Raw genomic sequence first — 25,841 nt, 5'->3', positions numbered from 1 at the left:
CACCGGGACGGCGGGGGGCCGGAGTGACGGGCGGGGCGGGATGGCTGCGGGTGCCCGTGGGCGCGGACGCCGAGCGCTGGGTCACCCGGGTCCGCTGCCGTCGGGTCCTGTTCGTCGTGCACAACGTGACGTCCGCGACGCGTCTGCTGGACGTCCTCCCGCTGTTCGACGGCGACCTCCGGGTGCAGATGTTCGCCACCTGCACCGGCTCCTCCCCGTTCCTGGCCGGGGTGCCCGAGCTGCTGGCCCGGGCGGGGCTCCCGGTCCTGCCCTGGGAGCAGGCCCTGGCCACCCGGTTCGACCTGGCGGTCTCCGCCAGCTACGGCGGTGAACTGGGCCTGATCCAGGGCAAGTTGGCGGTCCTGTCGCACGGGGTTGGCTACAATAAAAGGCTGGCGACACCGGACACCGGACACCGGACACCGGACACCGGACACCGGACACCGGACACCGGCCGCAGGCGCCCGTGTTCGGCCTCTCGCCGGACTGGCTGCTTCACGACGGCCGGCCGCTCGCCTCGGCCACGGTCCTCTCCCACCCCGAACAGCTGGAGCGGCTGCGTGCCGCGTGTCCGCAGGCGGCGCCCACCGCGGTGCTCGCCGGGGACCCCTGCTACGACCGCATCCTCGCCGCACTCCCCCAGCGGGACCGGTTCCGCCGGGCGCTCGGGGTGGCGGAGGGCCGGCGGCTGATCGTCGTCAGCTCCACCTGGGCACCGCGCTCCCTCTTCGGCGGCCCCGCGACGGACGGCACCGGCACGCCGGGCGCGGATGATCTGCTGCCCTGGCTGCTGTCCCGGCTGGCGGCGGAGCTGCCCGCCGACGAGTACCGCACGACGGCCGTCCTGCATCCGAACATCTGGTACGGCCACGGCCCCGGACAGGTCCGCGCCTGGCTGGACACCGCACGGCGGGCCGGTCTGGACGCCGTCTCGCCGCTGGACGGCTGGCGCCAGGCGCTGATAGCCGCCGACTGCGTGCTGGGCGACCATTCGAGCGTCACCTACTACGCGGCGTCCATCGGCGTCCCGGTGCTGCTCGGGGCGTTCCCGCAGGCGGACCTCGACCCGGACTCCCCGGTGGCCGCGCTCGGTCGCACGGCTCCCCGGCTGGTGCGGCGGGGCAGTCTGCGCGACCAGATCGACCGGGCGATCGACACGCACGACCCCGGCCGGTACAAGGAGCTGGCGGAGCAGACCAGTTCCGCGCCGGGAGAGTCGGCCGCCCTGTTGCGCCGGATGTTCTACGACCTCATGGACCTCCCGGAACCCGAGGGACGCCCGGCCCTGCTGGAGCCGCTGCCGCTGCCGCCGTACACCCCCGGCCGGGTCACCGCGCCGGTCCGGGTCCTGGCCCGGACGGCCGGCCCCGACACGCCGGAGGTGACGCTCGTCCGGTACCCGGTGGCCGACGACGGGCCCGGCCCGTCGGAGGCCGTCGCGGCACGGTTCGACCTCACGCACACGGTGGTCGACGAGGAGACCCGGGAGCCCGGCCGGGTGGCGCTGGCCGATGTCGTCGTACGCCGCGCGGCCGCGGACGACCCGGTGCTCGGGCCGCCGGCCGCCTGGGTGGCGGAGGCGCTGGACCGCTACCCGTACTGCGGACTCGCGGCCTATGTCGACGGCCCCGACCGCTGCGTCGTGGGCACCCGTGCGGGCGAGCTGCTGCGGCTGTCCGCCGCCGCGGGCCCCGACGGGCGGCCCGACCTGTGCGATCCCGCCGTCTACGCCTCCGCCCTCCACACCTGGGTGGCGAACGGCCGGCCGGTGGCGTCCGCCGTCCCCGGACTCACCGTGCGCACCGGCGACATGGCCCACAGCGTCACCGTCGAGCCGCTCCCCGCGGCCCGGCCCTGAACCGGCGCCTCACGCCTCCAGTTCCGCCAGTCGGGCCCGGACCCGCACGAGGCCGGCGTCGTCGCCGTGTTCCGCCAGGCAGGCCTCGGCGGTGCGCAGGTCCGCCGCCTCCTGGGCCGGGCGGCCCGCGCGGCGGTGGCAGTCGGCCCTGGCCTCGACGGCACCGGCGAGTTGCAGGCCCGCGCCCGCCTCGGTCATCCGCGTGACGGCTTCGTCCAGGCACACCCGGGCGAGGTCCGCGTCTCCCGCGTCCAGATGGGCCTCGCCCAGGCTCATGTAGACCCGGCCCTCGTTGTAGGGGTCGCCGCCGGGCAGCTCGCGGAACCGGACGAGGGCGCCGTTGAGCCGGGCGACGGCGGCGGTGTGCTCCCCCTGCTTGCTCTGGGCGCGGCCGAGGTGGTGCTCCAGCAGGGCGGTGGCGCGGGGCACGTCCGCGTGGCCGTCCTCGCCCGGGCCGATCCGGGCCAGGATCCGCTGGGCCTCCTCGAAGCACCGCTGGGCCGCCGCCCACTGCCACTGCCTGAGCCGCAGCAGCCCGAGTGCCTCGACGGCGGTCGCCTCCCCGCGGTGGTGGCCGCAGGCCCGGTCCGCGGCCCGGGCCTCCTCGATGGCCCGCTCGGCAGCGTCGGCCTGGCCGGCGCCCATGTGGCCGAAGGCCAGTTGCACGGCCATCCGGCCCACGGCGCGCGGGTCGCCGAACTCGGCCGCGACGCGCCGGGCGGCCTCGAGGCCGAGCCGGTGGGTGTCGACCCACTGGGCGTGGAAGCCGAGCATGAGGTGCAGGCCCCACATGGCCTCGCACAGCTGCCAGACGAGGTCGTCGTGGCCGTTGCGTTCGGCGGCCCGGACGACGGCCGCGAGGTTCTCCCGCTCCCGGCGCAGTTCCGCGAGCGCGCGCCGGCCGTCCTGCCGGTCGCGTCCGGCCGGGAGGGCGAGGCCCTGGTAGGCGCGGCCGAGCCGCCACCGCCCCGGCAGCACCCGGAAGTCCGCGGCCGCGGCGAACCGCAGCTGCCCGACCGCCACCCGGCGGACCGCGGCGGCCATCCGGTCGGGGCCGTCCTCGGTGAGCGCGAGGTCACGGGCGTGGGCCCGGGTCAGATCGTGGAAGCGGTAGCGCTCCTCCTCGACCTCTTCCAGCAGATGCACCCGGGCCAGCTGCTCCAGCAGCGCCCGCGCCTCCTCCGCGCCGACGCCGGCGGCATCCGCGGCGCACCGCACGGTCACGGTCGGCCAGGCCCCGACCGCGATCGCGCGGTAGAGGGCGGCGCAGGCCGGGGTCAGTTCGGCGTAGGAGACGTCCTGGGCGTGCCGGACGGGGTCGGCCGGGGCATCGGGTCCGGGGGCGGGCATGGCGGCGCCTTCCTGGTCGTGGCCGTGGACGCGGTGGGCGAGCTGCTGGGCGACGCGTTCCCAGGTGAGGTGTTCCCGTACGGCCAGTCCGGCGCCGGTGGTGCACACGGCGAGGGGGATCCCGCCGGTGCCCTCGGCGACGGCCCGCACGATCGCGTCCGGCGCGGGCGGGCGGTCGCCTCCGACGACGCGTCTGATCAGCGTGACGGAGTCCTCGGTGGACAGCGGCCCCAGGGCGTACGGGCGGGCGCCGTGCGCGGACACCAGGCGGTCCGGGCGGTGCCGGCTCGTGACCAGGACGAGGCTGTGCGGTGAGGCGGGGAGCAGCGGCAGGACCTGGGCGTCGCCGTGGGCGTTGTCCAGGACGACGATCAGCCGCCGGCCGGCCGTGCGGTCGCGGTACAGGTCCGCCTGCCGGGCCGGGTCGCCGGGCACCAGGCCGGAGGGCACCCCGAGCCGCTCCAGGAACCGCGCCAGCACATCGGAGGGCGGCAGGGCCGTACCGGCCGAGGCACCGTTCAGGTCGGCGTACAGGCAGCCGTCGGGGAACCGGTCCGCCAGCCGGAAGGCGCACTGGACCGCGGCGGCGGTCTTGCCGATGCCGCCGGGGCCGGTGAGCACGGCGATCGCCGGTGCGCCCGGGCCGCGGTCCGCCTCGTCCAGCAGGGCGGTGAGCCAGTCGAGCACCTCGCGGCGGTCGGTGAACACCGACGTCGCCGGCGGCAGCATCTGCGGGCGGGCGGCGCCGTGCGGCACGGTGGGCGCGGTGCCCGGTGCCAGCCACGCGGACTCACGGGCCCATCGCTCCACCTCGCGGGCGAACTCCGGGGAGGTGCGGGCGGCTTCCAGCAGCCGGGCGGCGGCCTCGTCGCGCTCCTGCTCGGTGCGGGGCAGCCGCGGGGAGCGGCCGGGGGCGCCGGCGTGCGCCGGACCGTCCTCGGCACGGGTCCGGCTCAGCAGTCCGTAGAGCCGTTCGGAAACCCGTCTGCCCGCCTCACCGCCGGCCCCGGACAGCGCGCTCGACGCGACCGTTCCGACAGCCGAGATCACCATCGACGTCAGCGGTTCCACCCAGCACTCCCCCCAACTCGCCGTCGCCGCAATCGTATCGAGGCGGCCGCGCCGCCGGGGTGCGGCCACGCGGCCGGCCCGCGCGGAGACCGATGTTCCCCCGGGGGCTACCGCCCGGTAACCGCCTGCCCCTACGCTGCCGCCAACTCGGCGTCGATGAGAGGAAGTTGGAGCATGCGCGCACGGAGACGGCTGGCGGCCCTGGCGGGGGCGGCGGCGCTGCTCGTCATGGGGCCCGGCAACGCCCACGCGGCGACGCCGACGTTCGCCGAGACGACGGCGATCGGTACGCACAACGCGTACGACAAGGCCAAGTACACCTACTTCGCCCAGGCGTTGGACTCGGGAGCCTCGCTGCTGGAGATCGACGTCTACGCGGACAGCGTGCACAAGCGCTGGCGGGTCAGCCACAGCAACCCGTGGGGCGACGACAACAACTGCGAGGCCGCGAAGACGCCCGGCGAGCTGTACAGCACCGACCGCAACCAGGACTTCGGCAGCTGTCTGGACAACATCGCGGCCTGGAACCAGCTGCACCCCGACCATCCGCCGATCGTCTTCAAGATCGAGATGAAGGCCGGCTTCAACAACACCATCGGGCTCGGTCCGGACGCGTTCGACACGCTGATCGCCCAGAAGCTCGGCAGCAGCGTCTACAAGCCGTCCGACCTGCTCGGCGGGAGGTACAGCACGCTGGACGCGGCCGCCCGGGCGAACGCCTGGCCCGCCCGCGACGCCCTCCGGGGCAAGTTCCTCTTCGAGGTCATCCCCGGCACCGTCGAGATGAACAACCCCTTCGACTCCTACTGGACCGACGAGGAGTACGGCGACCATCTGCGCGACCTGTACGCGGCCGGCCGGATCGGCGCGGCCGAGGCCTTCCCCGCGGTGCTCGGCGCGGCGAACGGCGACCCGCGCACCAGCCGTTACGACGCCTCCATCCGGCCCTGGTTCGTATTCTTCGACGGTGACGCGGCCACCTATGTGAACAACGGCTACGACACCGCGTTCTACTCGGCGAACCACTACATCCTGATCATGACGGACGCCTCCGGCGTGTCCCCGGCGATCTCCTCCACCGACCCGTCCGAGGCCGAGGTCGCCGCCCGGCTGGCCCTGCTCGCGCGGGACCACGCGAGTCTCATCACCGCCGACTGGTCGGCCGAACCGGCCGCGGTACTCGGTTCGGTGACCACCCGAAGCTGAGGTTCCGGAAGGCGGTCCAGGGGGCACAAACCAGGCATGCTGCACGGCATCGACGTAAGCGCCTACCAGTCCTCCGCCTACGACACGGACGGCCTCTCCTTCGTCTTCATCAAGGCGACGGAGGGCCGTTCGTACGTCAACTCCCGGCTGACCGCCCAGACCAAGAGGGGCCGCGACGCCGGACTGGTCGTCGGGTTCTACCACTTCCTGTGGCCGGGCCATGTCACCGACCAGGCCGAGTACTTCCTCCGACATGCCCCCGACCGCCCCGGCGACCTGCTCGCCGTGGACTGGGAGGCCACGGGTGACGGCACCCACGCCAGCAACGCCGAGAAGGACGCCTTCATCCGGAAGGTGAAGCAGTTGCGGCCGCACAACCGGGTCCTGCTCTACACCAACCGCGACTACTGGCTGACGGTCGACACCACCTCCTACGCGGGGGACGGTCTGTGGATCGCGGACTATGTGAGCGCGGGCCATCCCCGGATCAGGGCCCACTGGCGCTTCCACCAGTACACCAGCGAGCCCCACGACAAGAACGTGGCCGCCTTCGCCAGCAAGGCGGCGCTGAAGGAGTGGGCCACGCCCTGAGCCACGGCCGGCCCTGGCGGAGGCCGCCCTTCGGTCAGCCGCGGAAGTCCGCGGGGCGCTCCGGGCTCGCGTCGGCGAGGGCCTTGCGCACCTCCGCCTCGCCCGCCCGCAGGCCGTAGACCGGGGTGCCGGGCTGCTGGCGCCAGGAGTCGTCGATGCCGCCCGCGTCGACCGTGTCGAAGCCGAGTTCGTCGATCAGCGCCCGCACCTTCGCCTTGGCCGCCTGGTCGTCACCGGCGACCGGGAGGGCGACGCGCTCGGGGTCGCCGGAGGGGCGGTGCCGGTCCAGGATGTCCTGGGCGTAGGTGCCGTTGAAGGCCTTGATCACGGGGTGGCCGAGGTGCTGCTCGGTCCAGCGGCTCTCGGTCAGGCCGTCGTCCTCGATGGCGGCGATCCGGCCGTCGCGCTGCTGTGGGTAGTAGTTGCCGGTGTCGATCACCGCGGCGCCCTCGGCCGCGCCGTCGAGCAGGCCGGCGGGCAGGCTGGGTACGGCCTTCAGCGGGACGGTGACGACCACCACCTCGGCGCCCTTGGCCGCCTCCGTGGCGTGGACGGCGCGCGCTCCGGTCTCCTCGGCCAGTTCCCGCAGTGTCTCCGGGCCGCGCGAGTTGGCCACGGAGACCTCGTGGCCGAGGGCGGTGAGCCGCCGGGTGAGGTTGCCGCCGATGTTGCCCGCGCCGATGATGCCGATCTTCATGACAGACCCTCCGAGGTCATTTCATGCATGTGCATGCTTCCGTCATGCTCGACAACCGGTGGGGCCCCGGCACTATTCCGCCACTGCGGCGATCGGGTGAACAGTCCGCTCCCGGGACAGGCCGGCCGACGGCATGCCGAAGGGGCCCTCCCCTTGAGGGGGTGGGCCCCTTCGGCACGGTGGCTGTGCGTCCTACTTGTTCAGGTAGGCCCAGAACTCGTCGAACGACAGGACCTTGTCGCCGTTGAGGTCGCGCTGGTTGATGATGGCCTGCGCGACGGTCTCGGTGACGTTCCAGTCCCCCTCCGCCGCCAGCGCGTGCTTGAACTCGGCCGCGGTGATGAACCCGTCACCGTTCGCGTCGATCCGCTCGAACTGCTTGCGTGCTTCCTCGATGTCCGCCACCGATCCGCCCCTTTTGGTCGTGTTTCTCATGCCGTGCTGGCGTACTGACGCTGGTCAGATTAACGGCCCGGCCAGGCCTTCCGTGCCACGGCCACCCAGCGGCTCCTGCTCACCCTTGATCGTCTTCGCTCGTGGCTGCGAGTCTGGGCCTTCCAGCGGATGGCGACTCGAGGGGCGGGCGATGGAGACGTTGCGGGACATTCTGGCCGCGGCCGCGGACGGCTGCTTCCCTCCGGCGGACGGCCGTACCCGCATCGTGGCGCAGCCGTCGGAGCGGGACGCGGGGGTGGTGTCCTTCACGGCGCACTCGGTCGTGTTCACCGACGAGGACCCGGAGTGGGTGCGGGAGACGCTGCGGGCGGTGGCGGCGGAGTCCGACCCGCTGTCGGCGCCGCTGCACCCGCGCTTCCTGACCGCCCTCATGGACCGCACGGGCCGTACGACGGGGACCGTCGACGTCCTCTCGGTGGGATCACCGCTGCCCGGGACGCCGGCGCTGCCGCTGACCGAGGTCCGCGACCCGGATCATCCCCGCGCGGCACGGGCCCGCAGACACCGCGACGACGTGCGGGTGTGGACGGTGGACGGCGGGCTGCTGGTGCTGGGGCGCGGGGTGGCCGGGCGGATGGAGGTCGCCGTCGAGGTGACCGAGGACGCACAGCACCGGGGCCTGGGGCGGGCGCTGGTGCGGGCGGCCCGGCAGCTGACCGGGGAGCCGGTGTGGGGGCAGGTGGCGGCGGGGAACGCCCGCAGTCTGCGGGCGTTCCAGGCGGCCGGGTACCGTCCGGTCGGCTGCGAGGCGCTGCTCGGCCGGGCCGGCGGTCAGCGGAAGACGCCCGTGTGACCCAGCGAGTAGCGGCCCGGCTGGGGGTAGACGGCCAGGCCGTGCGGGCCGCTGCCGACCCTGATCCGGGCCAGCTGCTTCCCGGTGCGGGTGTCGATGGCGTACACCTCGGAGTTGTAGCGGCCGGAGAGCCAGAGAACCGTTCCGTCGGCGGAGACCCCGCCCATGTCGGGGCTGCCGCCGCCCGGCAGGTGCCACTTCTTGGTGAGGCGGTTGCGGGTGAAGTCGAAGACGGAGATGGTCCCCTCGCCGCGGTTGGAGATGTACATCTCGCGGGAGTCCCGGCTGACGTACAGCCCGTGGGCGCCCTTGCCGGTGTAGAGGAAGCGGGGCCGGGTGAACGTGTCCCCGTCCAGGATCCACAGGCCGTCGGCCTTCATGTCGGCGATGTAGAACAGCTTGCCGTCGGGCGAGACCTTGACGTCCTGCGGCATGGCCCCGGGGAACGGCACCTTCTCCTGCCCGACGACCTTCATCCCCGCGGTGTCCACCTTGAGGATCTCCCCGCTGAACTCGCAGGACACGATGAAGTAGCGGCCGTCGATGGAGAAGTCGGCGTGGTTGACGCCCCCGCAGGTCACCGGGACTGCCTTGACCACCTTCATGGTGTGGGCGTCACGGAAGACCAGCTGGCGGTCCTTGGAGGCCATGACGACGGCGTACTTGCCGTCGGGCGTGAAGTACAGGTTGTACGGGTCGTGCACGGCGACCGGTTTGCCGGCCCTGCCGGTCCTCGGGTCGATGGGGGTGAGGCTGTTGCCGAGGTCGTTGTTGACCCACAGGGTCTTCAGGTCCCAGGACGGCACCACGTGCTGGGGCTGGCGGCCCACCGGGATCGTCTCGAGGACCTTGTAGCTCTTGGGGTCGATGACGGTGACGGTGTCCGAGTTGGTGTTGGGGACGTACACCCGGGACGGGAAGTCCTTGACCACCGGGGAGAGCCGGTTCGGCCGGTCGGCGGCGTAGAGGTCGCCCGGGTCCTCGACGGGCGGCATCCCGGGCAACACGTTCACCAGCCGCTTGTCCACCTGCCGCTGGACGGGCGCCCTGGTGTTGACGGGCTGGTTCGCGTGGTGCGTTCCGCTGTCGCACGCGGACAGCAGGGTGAGGGCGGTCAGGGCGGCACCGGCGGCCAGCAGGGGGGCGGCTTTCGTGGTTCGCATCAGCTCAGCAGCTCCGTGGTGGTGACCGCGCGCAGTCCACGCCGGTCGAGTTCGTGCAGGAGGTCGGGCAGGGCGGTGGCCGTGTCCGGGTACCCGAAGTGCAGGCTCACCACCGATCCGCCGCGTACCTCGGCGAGCACCTTGCGGGTGATGGCGGCGGCGCCGGGGCGGGTGTAGTCGAGCGAGTCGACGTCGTAGGACAGCACGTGCGGATAGCCGGCGGCGCGGGCCAGCCGGGCGACCAGCGGGGAGGCGGTCGGCGAGCGGGAGGGCCGGAACCAGGTGCCGATGGAGCCGGTGAGCCGCTTCAGCCGGTCCGCGCAGTCGGTGATCTCCCTGCGGGCGTCGGCCTCGGCCATGGCGTTGACGGAGATGTGCCGCTGGGTGTGGTTGCCCAGGTCGTGGCCGCCGTCGAGGATCCGCCGGGCGATGCCCGGGTGTTCGTCCAGCCAGGTGCCGACGGCGAGCACGGTGAGCCGGGCACCGGCGCGCTCGGCCGCGCCGAGCAGGGTGTGGGCGATGTCGGGGTCGCCCTGGCCGTGGAAGGTGAGGGCGACCTGGGGCCGGGTGCGCGGGCCATGGGTGATCTGGACCGGCAGACCGGGGTAGGCGCGCGGGGCGGGGGCCGCCTGGGCGGTGGCGGACGCGGAGGGGGACACGGGGGTGGACGCGGAGGGGGAGGCGGGGGGCCGGCCGGCCGGGGCGGAGCCGCAACCGGCGGCGAGCGCGCCGCCGGCGACGAGCCCGGCACCCGCTCGCAGCACCTCGCGTCGGTTGGTGGTGGTCACCCGCACCATTTAAGGGGCGATAGGTAAGAAAATCGCCGATTGGCCCGAATTGGGGATGTTGCCGGGTCGCAGCGGAGGCGACACAGGAGGCGGCGCCCCGGTCAGCGGTCGGCGACCCGCATCTCGAACCAGGTGGTCTTGCCGCGCGGCAGCAGATCCACGCCCCAGCGGTCGGAGAGTTTGTCCACCAGGAAGAGTCCGCGGCCGCTGACGTCCAGCTCCTGAACCGGCATCAGACAGGGCAGGCCGCGCGAGGGGTCGCGGACCTCGACGCGGATCCAGCCGGGGCGGCGGCGCATCCGCAGTCCGAAGACGCGGGCACCGGTGTGCCGTACGGCGTTGCCGACGAGCTCCGACACGAGTAAGACCGTGTCCTCGGTCAGCTTGGGGGTCAGCCGCCAGGTACGCAGGACGACGACCTGGGCGAGCCGGCGGGCGGTGGCCGCGGACTCCGGGCGGGACGGCAGCGGTACCTCCGCCTCCGTCGGGTTGCCGAACAGTTCGAGCGCCTTGAGCGCCCGTTCGTCCTCGACCGCGGGCGACCAGCGTGCCGCGGCCGCACGGCTGTGTCCCCGCGGCTGTTCGATGCCCTCCAGCCCCGCCATGCCCCCATGATGGCCGTCCGCAGCCGCCTTGGGGGCCGTTCCGGAGGAATACGCCCCCCGCACGCCCCCGTCCCGCGCCCGCGGTTCGTCATATGCCGAAGGCATTACGATGCCCGAAACAGCCTGGTTGACCTGCGAAGACGGCTCATGTCCGGGCAATCGTCAGGCTCCCTCGACGGCACAGGCTTAAGGTCGCCTTAAGGTTCCCATAAACCGCCCCATCGAGGGACCCGGATGAGACGACGCGTCAATTGCAAGTGTCCCGGGGGGAGTTGTCGTGGAGTTCACACGGCCGAGGCTCAGGTGAACTTGGCCTTGCCCGGCCCCTCCTCGACGAAGCTGCGCATGCCCAGCTCGCGGTCCTCGGTGGCGAAGAGCCCGGCGAACCAGTTGCGCTCCACGGTGAGCCCGGTCTCCAGGTCGGTCTCGATCCCGCTGTCGATCGACTCCTTGGCGGCGCGCAGCGCCAGCGCCGGGCCCTTGGCCAGCCGGGCGGCCCAGGCGTGCGCCTGCTCGTAGACCTCGGCGGCCGGTACGACCCGGTCGACCAGGCCGATCGCGAGGGCCTCGTCGGCCTTGACCTGACGGCCGGTGAAGATGAGGTCCTTGGCCTTGGAGGGACCGATCAGCCGGGGCAGCCGCTGGGTGCCGCCGGCGCCCGGGATCAGGCCGAGCAGGATCTCGGGCTGGCCGAGCTTGGCGTTGTCGGCGGCGATCCGGTAGTCGGCGCACAGGGCCAGCTCGCAGCCGCCGCCGAGGGCGTAGCCGGTGACGGCGGCGACGACCGGCTTGGGGATGCGGGCCACGGCGGTGAAGGAGTCCTGGAGGCCGCGGGCGCGCAGGACCATCGCGGTGTGGTCCATGTTCTGCATTTCCTTGATGTCCGCGCCGGCCGCGAACACCCGCTCGCCGCCGTAGATCACCACGGCGCGCACGTCGTCGCGGCGGGTGATCTCTTCGGCCAGCTCCTTCAGCCGGTCCTGGGTGGCGATGTCCAGCGCGTTCATCGGGGGCCGGTCGAGCCGCAGGGTGCCGACGCCTTCGTCGACTTCGAGAGAGACGGTCATGGGATGCAGGTTAACGGCCACTAACGCGGAAGGGCCCGGTGCCGTAGGTCACAGCACCGGGCCCTTCCGTTCGTCAGGGGGTCACTTCTTCCAGTCCGCCCACGACATGTTCCAGCCGTTGAGCCCGTTGGCCGGGTCCACCGTGCGGTCGTCGGAGTGCCGGACGACGACCACGTCGCCGATGATCGAGTGGTTGAAGAACCAGGCCGCCGGGACGGAGCTGTCGTAGCCGCCGCGCACGTCGCGCAGGCCGACGCAGCCGTGGCTGGCGTTGTAGTTGCCGAAGGCGTCGCCGCCCCAGTAGTTGCCGTGGATGAAGGTGCCGGAGGTGGTCAGGCGCATGGCGTGCGGGACGTCCTTGATGTCGTACTCGCCGCCGTAGCCGACGGTCTCGCCGTTCATCCGGGTCACCGTCAGCTTCTCGCTGATGACCATCTGGCCGTTCCAGGTGTCGTAGCCGGGCTTGCCGGTGGTGGCCGGGAGGGTCTTGATGACCTTGCCGTCCTGGGTGATCTTCATCGTGTGCTTCTTGGCGTCCACGATGGAGACCTGGTTGCGCCCGATGGTGAACTTCACCGTCCGGTGCTGCTTGCCGTAGACGCCGTCGCGGCCCTCGACGCCGTCGAGGTTCAGGTCGACGGTGACCTTGGTGCCGGCCTTCCAGTACTTCTCCGGGCGGAAGTCCAGGCGGTCGTTGCCGAACCAGTGGCCCTCGACGTCGACGGGCGGCTCGGTCTTGATCCTGATGGCCTGCTTCACCGCGTCCGGGTGGGTGATGCCACGCGTGAAGTTGACGGAGAACGGCATCCCGACGCCGACGGTGGAGCCGTCCTCGGGGGTGAAGGAGCCGAGGAAGGTGTTCCTCGGGGTCAGCGTGGTGAAGGTGGAGTCCTCGGCGGCCGCGCGGCCCGCGGAGTCCTTGGCGACCGCGTGCACCGTGTACTTGGTGGCGGCGGCCAGGTGGGTCGACGGCGTCCAGGACGCGCCGTCGCCGGCGAGGGTGCCGGCGACCGTGGCGCCCTTCTCGTCCTTGACGGTGACCTCGGTCAGCCTGCCCTTGGCCACGGCGACCTTCAGGGCGCCACTGGTGTCGACGCCCGTGGCGCCGGACTTGGGTGTGATGGTGACGGCTGCGGTGGACTGCTGCTCGCCCTGCTGGGTGGCGCCGCCCTCGGCCTTGCCGTCCTTGCCGGAGCCCGAGTCACCGCCGCCGCCGCACGCGGCGAGCGACAGCACCAGCGCGCCGGCTATGAGCCCCCATCCCTTACGGCCTCGCCGCCCCGTCGTCGACGCCCCCGCCATCGGCCGCACGTTCAAGTTGTTCTCCCCTCGCCGGGCCCCGGTCCCCCCGGGCCCGCTCCCCGCCACATCTTGGTGTGCGCATGTTAACCGTCGGGATTTGAGCGGGATGTCAGACAAACGTCACCGTTCTGTCGCAAGTTCAACCTGCCACCGTGACCTCCGACGCGCCCTCCCACCTGGTTACTTCACCGCGCTGCCGGCTTTCCACTCCTTCCAGGGCATGTTCCACCCGCCGAGGCCGTTGTCCGGGGCGACCGTCCTGTCCTCGCTGTGCACGACCTCGACGACGTCGCCGACGAGGCTGCGGTCGAAGAACCAGCCCGCCGGGGTGTCCGAGCTGCCGCCCTTGACGTCCCTGAGGCCCACGCAGCCGTGGCTGACGTTGACCCGGCCCGGGGCGTCCGGGGACCAGTAGTTGCCGTGCAGGAAGGTGCCGGAGTCGGTGAGCTTCATGGCGTGCGGGACGTCCGGGATGTCGTACTCGCCGCCGAAGCCGACCGTGTGGCTGTTCATGCGGGTGACCTCCAGCATGTCCATCACCACCATCTTCCCGTTGTACGTCGGGTTCTCGGGGGCGCCCGCGGTGATCGGGACGGTGGCGAGCAGCCGGCCGTCGCGCCGCACCTGCATGGTGTGCCGCTCCGCGTCGACCAGGGAGACCTGGCTGCGGCCGACGGTGAAGGAGAACGTCTTGGACTGGAGGCCGTACACGCCCTTGGCGCCCTCGACGTCCCTGAGGCCGAGGCCGACGGTGACCTCGGTGCCGGGCTTCCAGTAGCGCTCGGGGCGGAAGTCCAGGCGGCCGTTGCCGAACCAGTGCGGGCGGATCTCCACGGGGGGCCGCGCGGTGACGTGTACGGCGCGTTCGACGGCGGCGCGGTCGGTGATCTCCCGGCTGAAGGAGAGGGAGACGATCATCCCGGTGCCGACGGTGGCGCGGTTCTCGGGGGTGACGTAGGCGATGAACCGCTGGTCGGGGACGTAGGTGGTGAAGGTGGTGTGGCGGGCCGAGCGGCGGCCCTCGGAGTCCAGCGCGACCGCGTCGACCGTGTACCGGGCGGCGAGCGCGAGCCGGTCCCGGTCCGGCCGCCAGGTCAGTCCGTCGCCGCTGATGTGCCCGGGGACCGGCGCGTCCTGCGCGTCCTGGGACTTCGTCACGGTGACCTTCTCCAGCCGCCCTTCGGGCACCCGCACCCGCAGCCGCTGCCCGGGGCGCACGGCGCTGCTGCCGTCGCCGGGGCTGACGCGGATGACGTCCTCGGGCGCCGGGGGGCTACCGGGCCCGCCGCCCAGTCCGAGCGGCCCGGAGCCGTCCGCGGAGCAGCCGGCCAGCAGCCCCGTCCACATCAGTACGGCGGCCAGCGCGGCCCCCGCGCGCCGTGCGCGTCCTCGTGCGTGCCTCACGCGGGGCTCAACGACGGGCCCGCTCCGGGGAAACGTGAGTGCGACCCACGCACTGGGCAGAAAAGAGGGAAGGACGACAACATCGGGGAGCCGCCGCGCCCGTGCAGAGCCGTCGGGGCGCAGCCGTAGCGGTGGCCGGGCACACCCGGCACTGCCGTGCGGCCGGGCGCGCCGCCCCTTGGCGCGCCACTGAAAGAGGGGCCGACAGGTGACGAGCGCAGCCGAGCAGCGGGCACCGGCCGGAGAACCGGCGGCCGGGGACGGGATTCCGGCGGCCGCCGGGGCGAACGGCGTCGTCCGGCACTCCGTACCACCCGCCCCCACCGTGTGGCCGGGCACGCCGACCCCGCTCGGGGCGCGGTTCCGGGTCGGGCCGGACGGGGTCGCGGGCACCAACTTCGCGCTGTGGGCGGCGGGTGCCGAGGCGGTCCGGGTGTGCCTGTTCGACGAACGGGGACGGGAGACCCGGGTCCGGCTGACCGAGCTGACGCACGAGATCTGGCACGGGTTCGTGCCGGGCGTGATGCCCGGGCAGCGGTACGGCTACCGGGTGGACGGCCGCTGGGACCCGTGGACCGGCGCCCGCTGGAACCCGGCCAAGCTGCTTCTGGACCCGTACGCCCGGGCCGTGGACGGCGAGTTCACCCTCCCGCCGGAGGTCTACGGGCATGTCCGGGACTGGCCCGAGCAGCAGGTGGCGGACACCGTCCGGGACGACCGCGACTCGGCGCCGTACGTCCCGAAGGGCGTCGTCGTCCACGATGACGACGACTGGTCCGACGACCGCCGCCCCAAGACGCCCTGGGCGGACTCGGTGATCTACGAGCTGCATGTGCGCGGCTTCACCAAGCTGCACCCGGGCATCCCGGAGCACCTGCGCGGCACCTACGCGGGGCTCGCGCACCCGGCCGCGATCGAGCACCTGGTGCGGCTGGGCGTCACGGCCGTGGAGCTGCTGCCGGTGCACCAGTTCGCGCACGAGGACCACCTGCTCAGCCGCGGCCTGCGCAACTACTGGGGCTACAACTCCATCGGCTACTTCGCCCCGCACGCCGGCTACGCGGCCTCCGGTACGACCGGACAGCAGGTCGGCGAGTTCAAACGGATGGTCCGCGCGCTGCACGCGGCCGGCATCGAGGTCATCCTCGACGTGGTCTACAACCACACCGCGGAGGCGGGCGAGCTGGGTCCGACCCTGTCCCTCAAGGGCATCGACAACCGCGGCTACTACCGCCTCCAGGACGACGCCCGCCGCTACGCCGACTACACCGGCTGCGGCAACACCCTGCACGTGGTCCAGCCCCAGGTGCTGCGCCTGATCACCGACTCGTTGCGCTACTGGGTGACCGAGATGGGCGTGGACGGCTTCCGCTTCGACCTCGCGGCGGCGCTGGCCCGCTCGATGCACGACGTCGACATGCTCTCCCCGTTCCTCGCGGTCATCGCCCAGGACCCCGTGCTGCGCCGGGTGAAGCTCATCGCCGAACCGTGGGACATCGGCTCCGGCGGCTACCAGGTGGGCGCGTTCCCGCCGCTGTGGACGGAGTGGAACGACCGCTACCGCAACGCCGTACGGGACTTCTGGCGGCACGCCCTGCCGGATGTGCGCGAGATGGGCTACCGGCTGTCCGGCTCCAGCGACCTGTACGCGTGGGGCGGCCGCCGCCCCTACGCCTCGGTCAACTTCGTCACCGCGCACGACGGGTTCACGCTGCGCGACCTGGTGTCGTACGAGCGCAAGCACAACGAGGCCAACGGCGAGGACAACCGCGACGGCACCGACGACAACCGCTCCTGGAACTGCGGGGCCGAGGGCGAGACGGACGACGAGCGGGTGCGGGCGCTGCGCCGCCGCCAGCTGCGCAACCTGCTCACCACGCTGCTGCTGTCCACCGGCGTGCCCATGCTGGTCGCCGGCGACGAACTGGGCCGCACCCAGCGCGGCAACAACAACGCCTACTGCCAGGACAACGAGATCGGCTGGCTGGACTGGTCCCTGCTGGACGACCCGGACTGGCGGCCGCTGTTCGACCTCACCTCGCGGCTCATCGGTCTGCGCCACCGGCACCCGGTGCTGCGCCGCCGCGCCTTCTTCTCCGGCCGCGCGCACTCCGCGGACGGGCTGCGCGACCTGGCCTGGTTCACCGCGCGGGGCGCGGAGATGACCGAGGGCGACTGGTACGCGCCGGCGGCCACGCTCGGCATGTACCTCTCCGGGCGGGACATCCCGGGCCGGGACGAGCGGGGCGCGCCGGTGGTGGACGACAGCTTCCTCGCGGTGCTGCACGCGGGCGACCGCCCGACCCCCTTCGTGCTGCCCGGCCCGCCCTGGGCCGAGGGCTACGAGGTGCTCGTGGACACCTCCCGGGAGGAGCAGAGCGAGGCACCGGGCACGGTCCACCGGGCCGGGACCGAGCTCACGGTGGAGGCGCGGACGGCACTGCTGCTGCGGGTCGTCTGATGCTGTGCGCGGGCTGTGCGTGACACGGATCACGTCCGCCGGATGCAGCGCATGAGGGGGTCCAGGGCCTTTCCCCTTGTGGAGACAGCCGGCGAGAGCGGGGATCGTGGGGATGGAGCAGGCACGGGCCGGTGAGTACGACGCGTTCGTGGCGGCCCGCTGGTCGGTCCTGTTCCACCTGGCCCGTCTGCTCACCGGAGGGGACCGGCACCGGGCCGAGGACCTGTTGCAGGAGTCCTTGGTCAAGCTGTGGTTCGTGTGGCCGAAGGTCGCCGAGGAGGCGCCGGAGGCGTATGTGCGCACGGTGCTGGCGCGGGCCGCGGCCCGCTCCGCCCGGCGGCGCTGGTGGGGCGAACGGCCCGTCGCGGAGCTGCCCGAGGAGGCCGTGACCGGTGATCTGTCGGCGGCCGTGGCCGAGCGGTCCCGGCTGGAGGCGGCGCTCGCCCAGCTGACGCCGCGGCAGCGGGCCGCCGTGGTGCTGCGCTACTACCAGGACCTGCCCGACCGTCAGGTGGCCGAGGCCCTGGGCTGCCCGGTGGGCACGGCCCGGTCCCATGCCGCGCGCGGAGTGGCCAGGCTGCGCCTGCTGCTGGCCGACGTCATCGAGCCGGTGGGGTGAGGGAGGACCCATGGACGAGCTGGACCACCTGAAGCGGGTGCGGGACGGGGCCGACGCCGACCACCGGGACCGCGCCGCCGGCCCGGATCATTTCGAGCGGCAGCTGACCCGGCTGATGCGCACCGCGCAGGAGCAGACGCCCTTCGAGCCCCGGCACCGGGAGCGGCTGCGCGCGGGTGTGCGCAGCCGTCGCCGGGTGCGGGCGGCGCGCCGGGCCGCCGGTTCCGTGGTCGTCGTCGCCGGGCTGGGCCTCGGCCTGTTGCTGTGGCCGCACGGCCACACCGACGACCGGCCCAGCGCCCCGCAGCCCCGGCCCGCGAGCAGCGCGACGCCCGGGCCGAGCCCGACCTCGCCCGCGACGCCGTCGGCCACCCCCACCGCGCCGCCGTCGGTCCCCCCGACGACGGCCGGGGCACCCCCCGAGAACACCGCCTCGGCGTCCTACCCGCCCACGACGACGGGGAGTTCGGCGACCACGAGCCCGCGGCCTCCGTCCGCCACCGCCAGCGCCTCCGCCACCGCGTCCGCCACCGCGCGGGAGCCGGCCACGGCCCCGCCGGTCACCGCGACGACGACCATCCCGGCCGGTCCCCCGGCCACCTCCTCGGCCACCTCCTCGGCACGGTCCGGACCACCCGGCTGACCCGACCGGCCCGCACCACCCATCGACCCGCACCACCGACCGCATGTCACCGGCATGCCGCCACATGCCCGCGGCATGCCCGACCACCAGCAACAAACGGGGAAGACACGTGATGAAACTCCGCACCGGCCGGTCCTCGGCCCTGGCACCGGCACCCCGGCGCACACCGCTGCCCACCCACCACGAGGAGCCCGTCCTGGACGTGGCCGTACCGGTGTTCAACGAGGAGAAGGACCTGGAGCCGAACGTCCGGCGGCTGCACGCGCATCTGCGGGACACCTTCCCCTACCCGTTCCGCATCACCGTCGCCGACAACGCGAGCACCGACGGCACCCCGGCCATCGCCGCCCGGCTCGCGGACGAGCTGCCCGAGGTGGTCTCGCTCCGGCTGCCGGAGAAGGGGCGCGGCCGGGCGCTGCGGGCGGCCTGGACGGGGTCCCGGGCACCCGTGCTGGCCTACCTGGACGTCGACCTGTCGACGGGACTCGCGGCCCTGCTGCCGCTGGTGGCCCCGCTGATATCCGGCCACTCCGACCTGGCCATCGGCACCCGGCTGGCGCCCGGTGCGCGGGTGGTGCGCGGCCCCAAGCGGGAGGTCATCTCGCGCTGCTACAACGTCCTGCTGCGCTGCACGCTCGCCGTCGGCTTCTCGGACGCGCAGTGCGGTTTCAAGGCGGTGCGGCGGGAGGCCGCCGAGCGGCTGCTGCCACTGGTGCGGGACGGGGAGTGGTTCTTCGACACCGAGCTGCTGGTGCACGCCGAACGGGCCGGCCTGCGCATCCACGAGGTGCCGGTGGACTGGGTGGACGACCCGGACAGCAGCGTCGACATCGTCGCCACCGCGCTGGCCGATCTGCGCGGGATCGTACGGATGCGGCGCGAGCTGGCCCGCCGCCGCCCGCGCACCGGACGGCCGGCGGCATGACCGCGACCCTGCCCCCCGTCGAGGCCCCGCCCGTGGACACCGCACCCGGCTCCGGCCGCCTCCGCCGTGCCGCCCGCCGGCACGGCCCGGTGCTGGCGCTGTACGGCAGCCTGAAGCTGGCCGGTTTCTGCTCCTTCATGTATCTGCTGTCCTCCGCCGGGGACTACCGCACCAAGGACCCGCGGTTCGGCGGCGGCGCCCATGTGTGGGACGTGCTGGCGACCTGGGACGGCTGGTGGTACCAGCAGATCGCGCTGCACGGCTACGACCCGAAGCTGGTCCCGGTCCCGGGCGCCACCGGCCTGATCACGCTGGAGGGCAACTCGGCGGCGTTCTTCCCGCTCTACCCGGCGCTGATGCGGCTGACCTCCGCGGTCACCGGCCTCGGCTCGTACGGCGCGGGGCTGCTGGTCTCCGTCCTCGCGTCCTTCGCCGCCGCGCTCGGTGTGTACGCCGTCGCCGAACGCTTCGGCGGCCGGCGGGCGGGGTTCGCCGCGGCCGGGCTGTGGGCGGTGTGGCCGGGCTCCGGGGTGGAGTGGGCGGTCTACTCCGACTCCCTCTACGTGGCCCTGGCCGTCTGGACCGCCTACGCGGTCATGACGCGCCGCTGGCTCACCGCCGGGGCGCTCGCCTTCGCGGCCGGCCTCAACCGGCCGACCGCCGCCGCGCTGGTCGCCGCGCTCGGCGTCGCCGCGCTGCTCGCCCTGCGCCGGCGCGAGGACGGGGTGGCGCGCCCGCTGCTGGCGGCGGCCCTGGCCCCGCTGGGACTGCTCGGCTATCTGCTCTGGGTCGGCGACCGGATGGGCGACCTGACCGGGTACTTCAAGCTCCAGTCCGGCGCATGGGCGCACGAGTTCGACTACGGCAAGCAGACCCTGGACGTGCTGACGTCCGTGCCCGTGGGCCACTTCGGCGGCTATCTGTTCTCCTACCCCTTCTCCGACGTCATCGGCGTCGCCGTGGTCCTGCTCGCCTTCGCCCTGCTCCCCCTGCTGCTGCGCCTGCGCCCCCCGGCCATGCTGGTCGTCTACACCGTGCTGACCCTCGCCCTGGTCCTCGGCAGCCAGCAGATCTTCGCCAACGTCTCCCGCTATCTGCTGCCCTGCTTCCCCCTGTTCCTGCCCCTCGCGGCCGCGATGCGCCGGCTGTCGCTGCCCCTGCTGTGCACCCTGCTCGGCATCGCCGCCCTGGCCTCCGGCTCGTACGCGGGGTACGCCCTGTTCGAGCTGGGGGTGCCGTAGGCGGGCTACGCCAGACTGTCCCGCCAGGCCTTGTGCAGGTTGGCGAACCTGCCGGTGCCGGCGATCAGTTCGGTCGGGTGGCCGTCCTCGACGATGCGGCCGTGTTCCATCACCAGCACCCGGTCCGCGATCTCCACCGTGGACAGCCGGTGGGCGATGACCACGGCCGTACGGCCGCGCAGGACCGTCGACATCGCCCGCTGGACGGCCCGTTCCCCGGGGATGTCCAGGGAGCTGGTCGCCTCGTCGAGGATCAGCACGGCCGGGTCGGCGAGCAACGCCCGGGCGAACGCGACCAGTTGGCGCTGCCCGGCCGAGATACGGCCGCCGCGCTTGCGGACGTCCGTGTCGTAGCCGTCGGGCAGCGCGCTGATGAACTCGTGCGCGCCGATCGCCTTCGCGGCGCGCTCGATCTCCTCCCGGGTGGCGTCCGGGCGGCCGATGGCGATGTTGTCCGCGACCGTCCCGGAGAACAGGAACGCCTCCTGGGTCACCATCACCACCCCGCGCCGCAGCTCCGGCGCGGCCAGCTCGCGCAGGTCCACCCCGTCCAGCAGGACCCGGCCGGCGGAGGGGTCGTAGAAGCGGGCGAGGAGCTTGGCGAGGGTGGACTTGCCGGCGCCGGTGGAGCCGACGACCGCGACGGTCTGTCCGGCCGGCAGGGTCAGGTCGAAGCGGGGCAGCACCTCGCCGCCGGTGCGGTAACCGAAGGAGACCCCGTCGAAGACGACCTCACGGCCCGGGAAGTCGCCCTTGGCGGGCGGGAGTTCACGCGGGTCCGAGGGCTCCGGCACGGACGGCGTCTGGGCCAGCAGTCCGGCGATCTTCTCCAGGGAGGCCGCCGCCGACTGGTAGGAGTTGAGGAACATGCCGAGCCGGTCGATGGGGTCGTACAGCCGCCGCAGATACAGCACGGCGGCGGCCAGCACGCCCAGTTCCAGCGAGTCGGACGCCACCCGGTAGGCACCCCACAGCACGATCCCCGCGACCGCCGTGTTGGCCACCAGACGGGAGCCGACCACATAGCGGGCCATCTCCAGCAGCGCGTCCCCGTTCGTCCGCTCGTGCCGGGTGTTGAGCGCGCTGAACTCGGCGTCGTTGGCGGCCTCCCGGCGGAAGGCGCGCACCGGCCGGATGCCGTTCATCGTCTCCACGAACTTCACGATCACCGCGGCGATCGCCGTCGACCGCTCCCGGTACACCCGCCCGGCCCGCCGCTGATAGAGCCGGACGAGCAGGTACAGCGGGACGAAGGAGGCGACCGCCACCGCGCCCAGCCCGAGGTCCAGCCAGAGCAGCAGCGCGGAGATGTACACGAAGGAGAGGATGACGGTCACCAGCTCCTGCAAGCCCTCGTTGAGGAGTTCGCGCAGCGACTCGACATCGGTGGTGGAGCGGGAGATCAGCCGTCCGGAGGTGTACCGCTCGTGGAAGTCGATGCTCAGCGCCTGCGCGTGCCGGAAGATCCGGCCGCGCAGGTCGAGCAGCACGTCCTGGCTGACCCAGGCCGACGCCTCGATGAACCAGAACTGGAGCCCGCCGGAGAGCAGGGCGCACAGCAGATAGCCGACGGCGACCGCGACCAGCGGCCCGTGCCGGTGGTCCCGGAACGCCGGTACGGCGGTGTCGAGGGCGTACGCCACCAGCAGCGGGCCCGCCTGCACGGCCGCCTGCTGGAGCAGCAGGAGCAGCGTGGTGAACAGGACCCGGCCGCGCATCGGCGCCAGCAGCGAGCGCAGCAGGGCGGCGGTGGCGCCGGGCGGGGTGGGCAGGACGTCCCGGTCGAAGGGGTCCTCGCCGGCGGGCCGGGCCGCCCGGGCGGCGTGGGCGGCGTTGGCGGCGTGGTCTGGGTCGTCGCCCCGGTCGCCGTCGTGGTCGTCACGGCCGGCGGGGGCGGCGGAGGCGGTCGTGCTGGTCACCGGTGGTCTCCCTGTTCTTCCCGTTCGCCCTGTTCGCGCTGTTCTTCCCGTTCGCCCTGTGCTCCGGCCGGTTCCCCGGACATCAGATGCGCGTACTCGGCGTTGGTGCGCAGCAGTTCCTGGTGGGTGCCCACGGCCGCGATCCGGCCGCCGGAGAGCAGGGCGACCCGGTCGGCCAGCAGCACCGTGGACGGGCGGTGGGCCACGATCAGCGCGGTGGTGTCGGCGAGGACCTGCCGCAGCGCGGCCTCCACGGCGGCCTCCGTGTGCACGTCCAGCGCGGACAGCGGGTCGTCCAGCACCAGGAACTCCGGCCGGCCGACCACCGCGCGGGCCAGCGCGAGACGCTGCCGCTGCCCGCCGGACAGGCTGAGTCCCTGCTCGCCGACCCGGGTGCCGGTGCCCTGCGGGAGGGCGTGCGCGAAGTCGGCCTGGGCGATGGCAAGGGCGCGGTCCAACTCCTCCTCGCCCGCGCCGTCCTCCGCGCCCATGAGGACGTTCTCCCCGACGCTCGCGGAGAAGAGGGTGGGTTCCTCGAAGGCGACGGAGACCTTGGCGCGGAGTTCCGCGCGGGGCATCGCGGTGATGTCGACGCCGTTCAGGGTGATCCGGCCGGAGGTGACCTCGTGCAGCCGCGGCACCAGCGCGGTGAGGGTGGTCTTGCCGCTGCCGGTGGCGCCGACCAGGGCCATGGACTCGCCGGGCCGGACATGCAGGTCGACGTGGTCGAGGAGGGGTGCGGAGCCGGCGGGTGCGTCCGGGTAGCGGAATTGGACGCCCTGGAAGCTGAGTCCCGGCCGGGCGCCGTCCTGCTCGCCGCGGTGGGCGCCGCCGTCCCGGGCCGTGGTCTCCTCCGGCGCCTCGTCCAGCACCTCGAAGTACCGCTCGGTGGCCGTCGCCGCCTCCTGGCTCATGGCCAGCAGGAAGCCGATGGAGTCCACCGGCCAGCGCAGCGCGAGCGCCGTGCTCAGAAAGGCGACCAGGGTCCCCGCCGACAGCTCGCCGTCGGCCACCCGGACCGCCCCCAGCACCAGCGCCGCCCCGATCGCCAGCTCGGGCAGGGTCACGATGACGCCCCAGATGGCCGCCAGCAGCCGCGCCTTGCGCAGCTCGGTGCCGCGCAGCGTGCCCGACAGCGCGCGGAACGCCCGGGCCTGACTGCGGTGCCGGCCGAACCCCTTGACGATGCGGATGCCGAGCACGCTCTCCTCGACCAGGGTGGTCAGATCGCCGACCTGGTCCTGGGCGCGGCGGGCCACCTCGGCGTACCGCCGCTCGAAGAGCGCGCAGGTCCAGATCACGGGCAGGGCCGGCGCGAGGACGACCAGCCCCAGCACCCAGTCCTGCACCAGCATGATGACCACGCCCACGACAATGGTCACCCCGTTGACCAGCAGGAACGTCAGCGGGAACGCGAGGAACTGACGCAGCAGCATCAGGTCGGTGGTGGCCCGCGACAGCAGCTGGCCGGAGGCCCAGCGGTCGTGGAAGGCCACCGGGAGCCGCTGGAGGTGCCGGTAGAGCCGCCCGCGCATCTCGGCCTCGACGTAGGACAGCGGACGCGCCACCAGCCAGCGCCGTATCCCGAACAGGACCGCCTCGGCCAGGCCGAGCAGCAGCAGGTACAGCGCGCCGAGCCAGACCCCGGCCGGGTCCCGGTGGGCGACCGGGCCGTCCACCATCCACTTCAGCACGAGCGGGATCACCAGCCCCGTACAGGAGGCCGTGATCGCGACCAGCGCGGCGCCGAACAGCCGGAAGCCGATGGGGCGGACGAACGGCCACAGCCGCAGCAGGCTGCGGACGGTGGAGCGGTCCTCGGTGGTTGCACGTGTCGTGGGCATCACCGCGAGCGTACGGACCGGCACTGACATCGCCCACCGAGTTTTGGCCGGGCCACCCTCCGCCCTTGGCCCTAGGACCCCCGCGCACCGATGGGTCGTAGCGGCGCATCAACCGATCGGTTGATGCCGTTTCGAGCGGGCCGGCCGATGTGCCGGACCCCGCCCGGGCGGGAGTCTCGATGCATGCCATCCGTCATCGAAGTCACCGGTCTGCGCAAGTCCTACGGCGGCCGCGCCGTGGTCGACGGCGTCTCCTTCGCCGTCGAGGAGGGCGAGATCTTCGGGATCCTCGGCCCGAACGGCGCCGGCAAGACCACCACCGTGGAGTGCGTCGAGGGGCTGCGGGTCCCCGACGCCGGCCGGGTCCGGGTCGCCGGGCTCGACCCGGTCGCCGACCACGACCGGGTCGCCCTGGTCCTCGGCGCCCAGCTCCAGCAGAGCGAGCTCCAGCCCAAGCTCACCGTCCGCGAGGCGCTGGAGCTGTACGCCTCGTTCTCGCCGCGCCCCGCCGACTGGCGGCCGCTCGCCGAACGCCTCGGTCTCGTCCCCAAGCTCGGCACCCGGTTCGCCAAGCTGTCCGGCGGGCAGCAGCAGCGGCTGTTCATCGCGCTGGCCCTGATCGGCAACCCCCGGGTCGTGGTGCTGGACGAGCTGACCACCGGGCTCGACCCGCGCGCCCGCCGGGACACCTGGCAGCTGATCGAGGACGTCCGCGCGAGCGGCGTCACCGTGCTGCTCGTCACCCATTTCATGGAGGAGGCGCAGCGGCTCTGCGACCGGATCGCGGTGATCGACAAGGGGCGGGTCGCGGCGCTGGACACCCCGGACGGGCTGATCCGCCGTTCGGCCGGCGCGACCGTCATCAGCTTCACCCCGTCCGTCCCGCTGGACGACCACGCCCTCGCCGGTCTCCCCGCGCTCGCCTCGATCGAGCGCAAGGACGGCCGGATCACCCTCTCCGGCACGGACGAGACCGTCGACGCGGTCATCACCCTGCTCGCCCGGCACCACATCACCGCCCGTCAGCTGCGCGTGGTCGACGCCACCCTCGACGACGCGTTCCTGGACCTGACCAACCGCACGGCCGAGGAGGCCACGGCATGAACACCGCCGTTCTGCGCACCGAGTTCCGGCTGTTCCGCCGGGAGCCCGGCGCCGTCTTCTGGATCTTCCTGTTCCCGACGCTGCTCCTGGTGATCCTCGGCTCGATCCCCTCCTTCCGCAGGCCCGACGCGTCCCTGGGCGGGCTGCGGCCGGTCGACGCCTACGTCCCCATCGCCGTACTGATCGCGCTGATCATGTCCGGGGTGCAGTCGCTGCCGCAGGCCCTGACCGGCTACCGGGAGCGGGGCATCCTGCGCCGGATGCGGCTCACGCCGGTACGGCCGTCGGCGCTGCTGTCGGCGCAGATGGCCGTGCAGGGCACGGTCGCGCTGGCCTCGGCGCTGCTCGCGCTCACCGTCGGCCGGCTGGCCTTCGCCGTACGGCTGCCCGAGCAGCCGGGGGGCTATCTGCTGGCCCTGGTCCTCGCGGCGCTCGCCGCGCTCGCCCTCGGCTCGGTCGTCTCGGCGCTGTCCCGCACCACGAAGATCGCGAGCGCGATCGGCTCGGCGGTGTTCTTCCCGATGATGTTCTGCGCGGGGCTGTGGCTGCCGGTGCAGGAGATGCCGCACACCCTGGCCCGCGTGGTGCAGCTGACCCCGTTCGGTGCGGCGGCCCGGGCGCTGGGCGAGGCGGCCGCCGGCAACTGGCCGGGCTGGTCCCACCTGGGGGTGCTCGCGGGCTGGACCGTGCTGCTGACCGCCGCGGCGGCCCGCTGGTTCCGCTGGGAGTGAGCG

The 25,841-nt window shown here is 73.2% G+C and carries 21 protein-coding genes and 1 pseudogene; 11 read left to right on the top strand and 11 right to left on the bottom strand.

Features of this window, described 5'->3' with window-relative positions:
* Positions 1-466 precede the first annotated feature (466 nt).
* Positions 467-1,858 (top strand): hypothetical protein, encoded by a 1,392-nt coding sequence (locus ACZ5CZ_RS00785; protein ID WP_468938014.1) that lies wholly within the window; start codon positions 467-469, stop codon positions 1,856-1,858.
* A 9-nt stretch (positions 1,859-1,867) separates the two neighbouring features.
* Here the strand turns inward: ACZ5CZ_RS00785 and ACZ5CZ_RS00780 are convergent, their stop codons facing one another.
* Positions 1,868-4,279, bottom strand: coding sequence for a tetratricopeptide repeat protein (locus tag ACZ5CZ_RS00780; protein WP_468938011.1), 2,412 nt, complete (start codon positions 4,277-4,279; stop codon positions 1,868-1,870).
* Positions 4,280-4,453: 174 nt separating this feature from the next.
* Between ACZ5CZ_RS00780 and ACZ5CZ_RS00775 the strand changes: the two genes are divergently transcribed.
* The gene (locus ACZ5CZ_RS00775) at positions 4,454-5,485 is read left to right on the top strand and encodes a Ca2+-dependent phosphoinositide-specific phospholipase C (RefSeq protein ID WP_468938008.1); all 1,032 of its coding nucleotides are present in this window, start codon (positions 4,454-4,456) and stop codon (positions 5,483-5,485) included.
* Positions 5,486-5,521: 36 nt separating this feature from the next.
* Positions 5,522-6,076: a GH25 family lysozyme gene (locus ACZ5CZ_RS00770; RefSeq protein WP_468938005.1), complete on the top strand. Its 555-nt coding sequence runs from the start codon at positions 5,522-5,524 to the stop codon at positions 6,074-6,076.
* Between the two features lie 34 nt (positions 6,077-6,110).
* Here the strand turns inward: ACZ5CZ_RS00770 and ACZ5CZ_RS00765 are convergent, their stop codons facing one another.
* Both ACZ5CZ_RS00765 and ACZ5CZ_RS00760 read right to left on the bottom strand, forming a co-directional pair.
* Positions 6,111-6,773 (bottom strand): NADPH-dependent F420 reductase, encoded by a 663-nt coding sequence (locus tag ACZ5CZ_RS00765; protein WP_385839845.1) that lies wholly within the window; start codon positions 6,771-6,773, stop codon positions 6,111-6,113.
* A gap of 192 nt (positions 6,774-6,965) precedes the next feature.
* Positions 6,966-7,178, bottom strand: a complete 213-nt coding sequence (locus tag ACZ5CZ_RS00760; protein WP_385840307.1) for an EF-hand domain-containing protein — start codon at positions 7,176-7,178, stop codon at positions 6,966-6,968.
* A 181-nt stretch (positions 7,179-7,359) separates the two neighbouring features.
* Here ACZ5CZ_RS00760 and ACZ5CZ_RS00755 point away from each other — a divergent pair, with 181 nt between their 5' ends.
* The gene (locus tag ACZ5CZ_RS00755) at positions 7,360-8,022 is read left to right on the top strand and encodes a GNAT family N-acetyltransferase (protein WP_468938002.1); all 663 of its coding nucleotides are present in this window, start codon (positions 7,360-7,362) and stop codon (positions 8,020-8,022) included.
* On the opposite strand, the gene ACZ5CZ_RS00750 is transcribed toward ACZ5CZ_RS00755, so the two are convergent.
* From ACZ5CZ_RS00750 to ACZ5CZ_RS00725, 6 genes are all read right to left on the bottom strand, one after another.
* Positions 8,001-9,185, bottom strand: coding sequence for a YncE family protein (locus ACZ5CZ_RS00750; protein ID WP_385839847.1), 1,185 nt, complete (start codon positions 9,183-9,185; stop codon positions 8,001-8,003). The two genes, ACZ5CZ_RS00755 and ACZ5CZ_RS00750, sit on opposite strands and share 22 nt — an antisense overlap.
* Entirely contained in the window at positions 9,185-9,982 is a 798-nt protein-coding gene (locus tag ACZ5CZ_RS00745) for a polysaccharide deacetylase family protein (protein ID WP_385839848.1), read from the bottom strand. The genes ACZ5CZ_RS00750 and ACZ5CZ_RS00745 overlap by 1 nt, the downstream gene beginning before the upstream one ends.
* A gap of 92 nt (positions 9,983-10,074) precedes the next feature.
* Positions 10,075-10,578, bottom strand: a complete 504-nt coding sequence (locus ACZ5CZ_RS00740; protein WP_385839849.1) for an ATP-binding protein — start codon at positions 10,576-10,578, stop codon at positions 10,075-10,077.
* Between the two features lie 299 nt (positions 10,579-10,877).
* The gene (locus ACZ5CZ_RS00735) at positions 10,878-11,645 is read right to left on the bottom strand and encodes an enoyl-CoA hydratase/isomerase family protein (RefSeq protein ID WP_467549363.1); all 768 of its coding nucleotides are present in this window, start codon (positions 11,643-11,645) and stop codon (positions 10,878-10,880) included.
* Between the two features lie 81 nt (positions 11,646-11,726).
* On the bottom strand, positions 11,727-12,962 hold the full coding sequence (locus ACZ5CZ_RS00730; RefSeq protein ID WP_385839851.1) for a L,D-transpeptidase: 1,236 nt from the start codon (positions 12,960-12,962) through the stop codon (positions 11,727-11,729).
* A gap of 165 nt (positions 12,963-13,127) precedes the next feature.
* Entirely contained in the window at positions 13,128-14,351 is a 1,224-nt protein-coding gene (locus ACZ5CZ_RS00725; protein ID WP_468937994.1) for a L,D-transpeptidase, read from the bottom strand.
* Between the two features lie 208 nt (positions 14,352-14,559).
* Between ACZ5CZ_RS00725 and glgX the strand changes: the two genes are divergently transcribed.
* From glgX to ACZ5CZ_RS00700, 5 genes and pseudogenes are all read left to right on the top strand, one after another.
* The gene (glgX, locus tag ACZ5CZ_RS00720) at positions 14,560-16,812 is read left to right on the top strand and encodes a glycogen debranching protein GlgX (RefSeq protein ID WP_468937991.1); all 2,253 of its coding nucleotides are present in this window, start codon (positions 14,560-14,562) and stop codon (positions 16,810-16,812) included.
* 112 nt (positions 16,813-16,924) lie between these two features.
* On the top strand, positions 16,925-17,431 hold the full coding sequence (locus tag ACZ5CZ_RS00715; protein WP_385839854.1) for a SigE family RNA polymerase sigma factor: 507 nt from the start codon (positions 16,925-16,927) through the stop codon (positions 17,429-17,431).
* A gap of 10 nt (positions 17,432-17,441) precedes the next feature.
* Complete coding sequence (locus tag ACZ5CZ_RS00710; RefSeq protein WP_468937988.1) at positions 17,442-18,074, top strand: hypothetical protein; 633 nt, start codon at positions 17,442-17,444, stop codon at positions 18,072-18,074.
* 112 nt (positions 18,075-18,186) lie between these two features.
* Positions 18,187-18,966 (top strand): annotated as a pseudogene (locus ACZ5CZ_RS00705) (dolichyl-phosphate beta-glucosyltransferase); the annotation flags it as partial.
* A 29-nt stretch (positions 18,967-18,995) separates the two neighbouring features.
* Positions 18,996-20,240, top strand: coding sequence for a hypothetical protein (locus tag ACZ5CZ_RS00700; protein ID WP_385839856.1), 1,245 nt, complete (start codon positions 18,996-18,998; stop codon positions 20,238-20,240).
* Positions 20,241-20,245: 5 nt separating this feature from the next.
* Here the strand turns inward: ACZ5CZ_RS00700 and ACZ5CZ_RS00695 are convergent, their stop codons facing one another.
* Both ACZ5CZ_RS00695 and ACZ5CZ_RS00690 read right to left on the bottom strand, forming a co-directional pair.
* Positions 20,246-22,159 (bottom strand): ABC transporter ATP-binding protein, encoded by a 1,914-nt coding sequence (locus ACZ5CZ_RS00695; protein ID WP_468937984.1) that lies wholly within the window; start codon positions 22,157-22,159, stop codon positions 20,246-20,248.
* A complete protein-coding gene (locus tag ACZ5CZ_RS00690) occupies positions 22,156-24,003 on the bottom strand; it encodes an ABC transporter ATP-binding protein (protein ID WP_468937981.1) in 1,848 nt (615 codons plus the stop codon). Before ACZ5CZ_RS00690 ends, ACZ5CZ_RS00695 begins: the two co-directional genes overlap by 4 nt.
* A gap of 183 nt (positions 24,004-24,186) precedes the next feature.
* On the opposite strand from ACZ5CZ_RS00690, the gene ACZ5CZ_RS00685 reads away from it, so the two are divergent.
* Positions 24,187-25,107, top strand: coding sequence for an ABC transporter ATP-binding protein (locus ACZ5CZ_RS00685; protein WP_385839859.1), 921 nt, complete (start codon positions 24,187-24,189; stop codon positions 25,105-25,107).
* Entirely contained in the window at positions 25,104-25,838 is a 735-nt protein-coding gene (locus ACZ5CZ_RS00680; protein ID WP_468937978.1) for an ABC transporter permease, read from the top strand. Before ACZ5CZ_RS00685 ends, ACZ5CZ_RS00680 begins: the two co-directional genes overlap by 4 nt.
* The last annotated feature ends 3 nt before the right edge of the window (positions 25,839-25,841 follow it).

The sequence above is a fragment of the Streptomyces sp. NPDC031418 genome (assembly GCF_055581605.1).
This window is presented reverse-complemented; position numbering and strand designations above follow the sequence as displayed.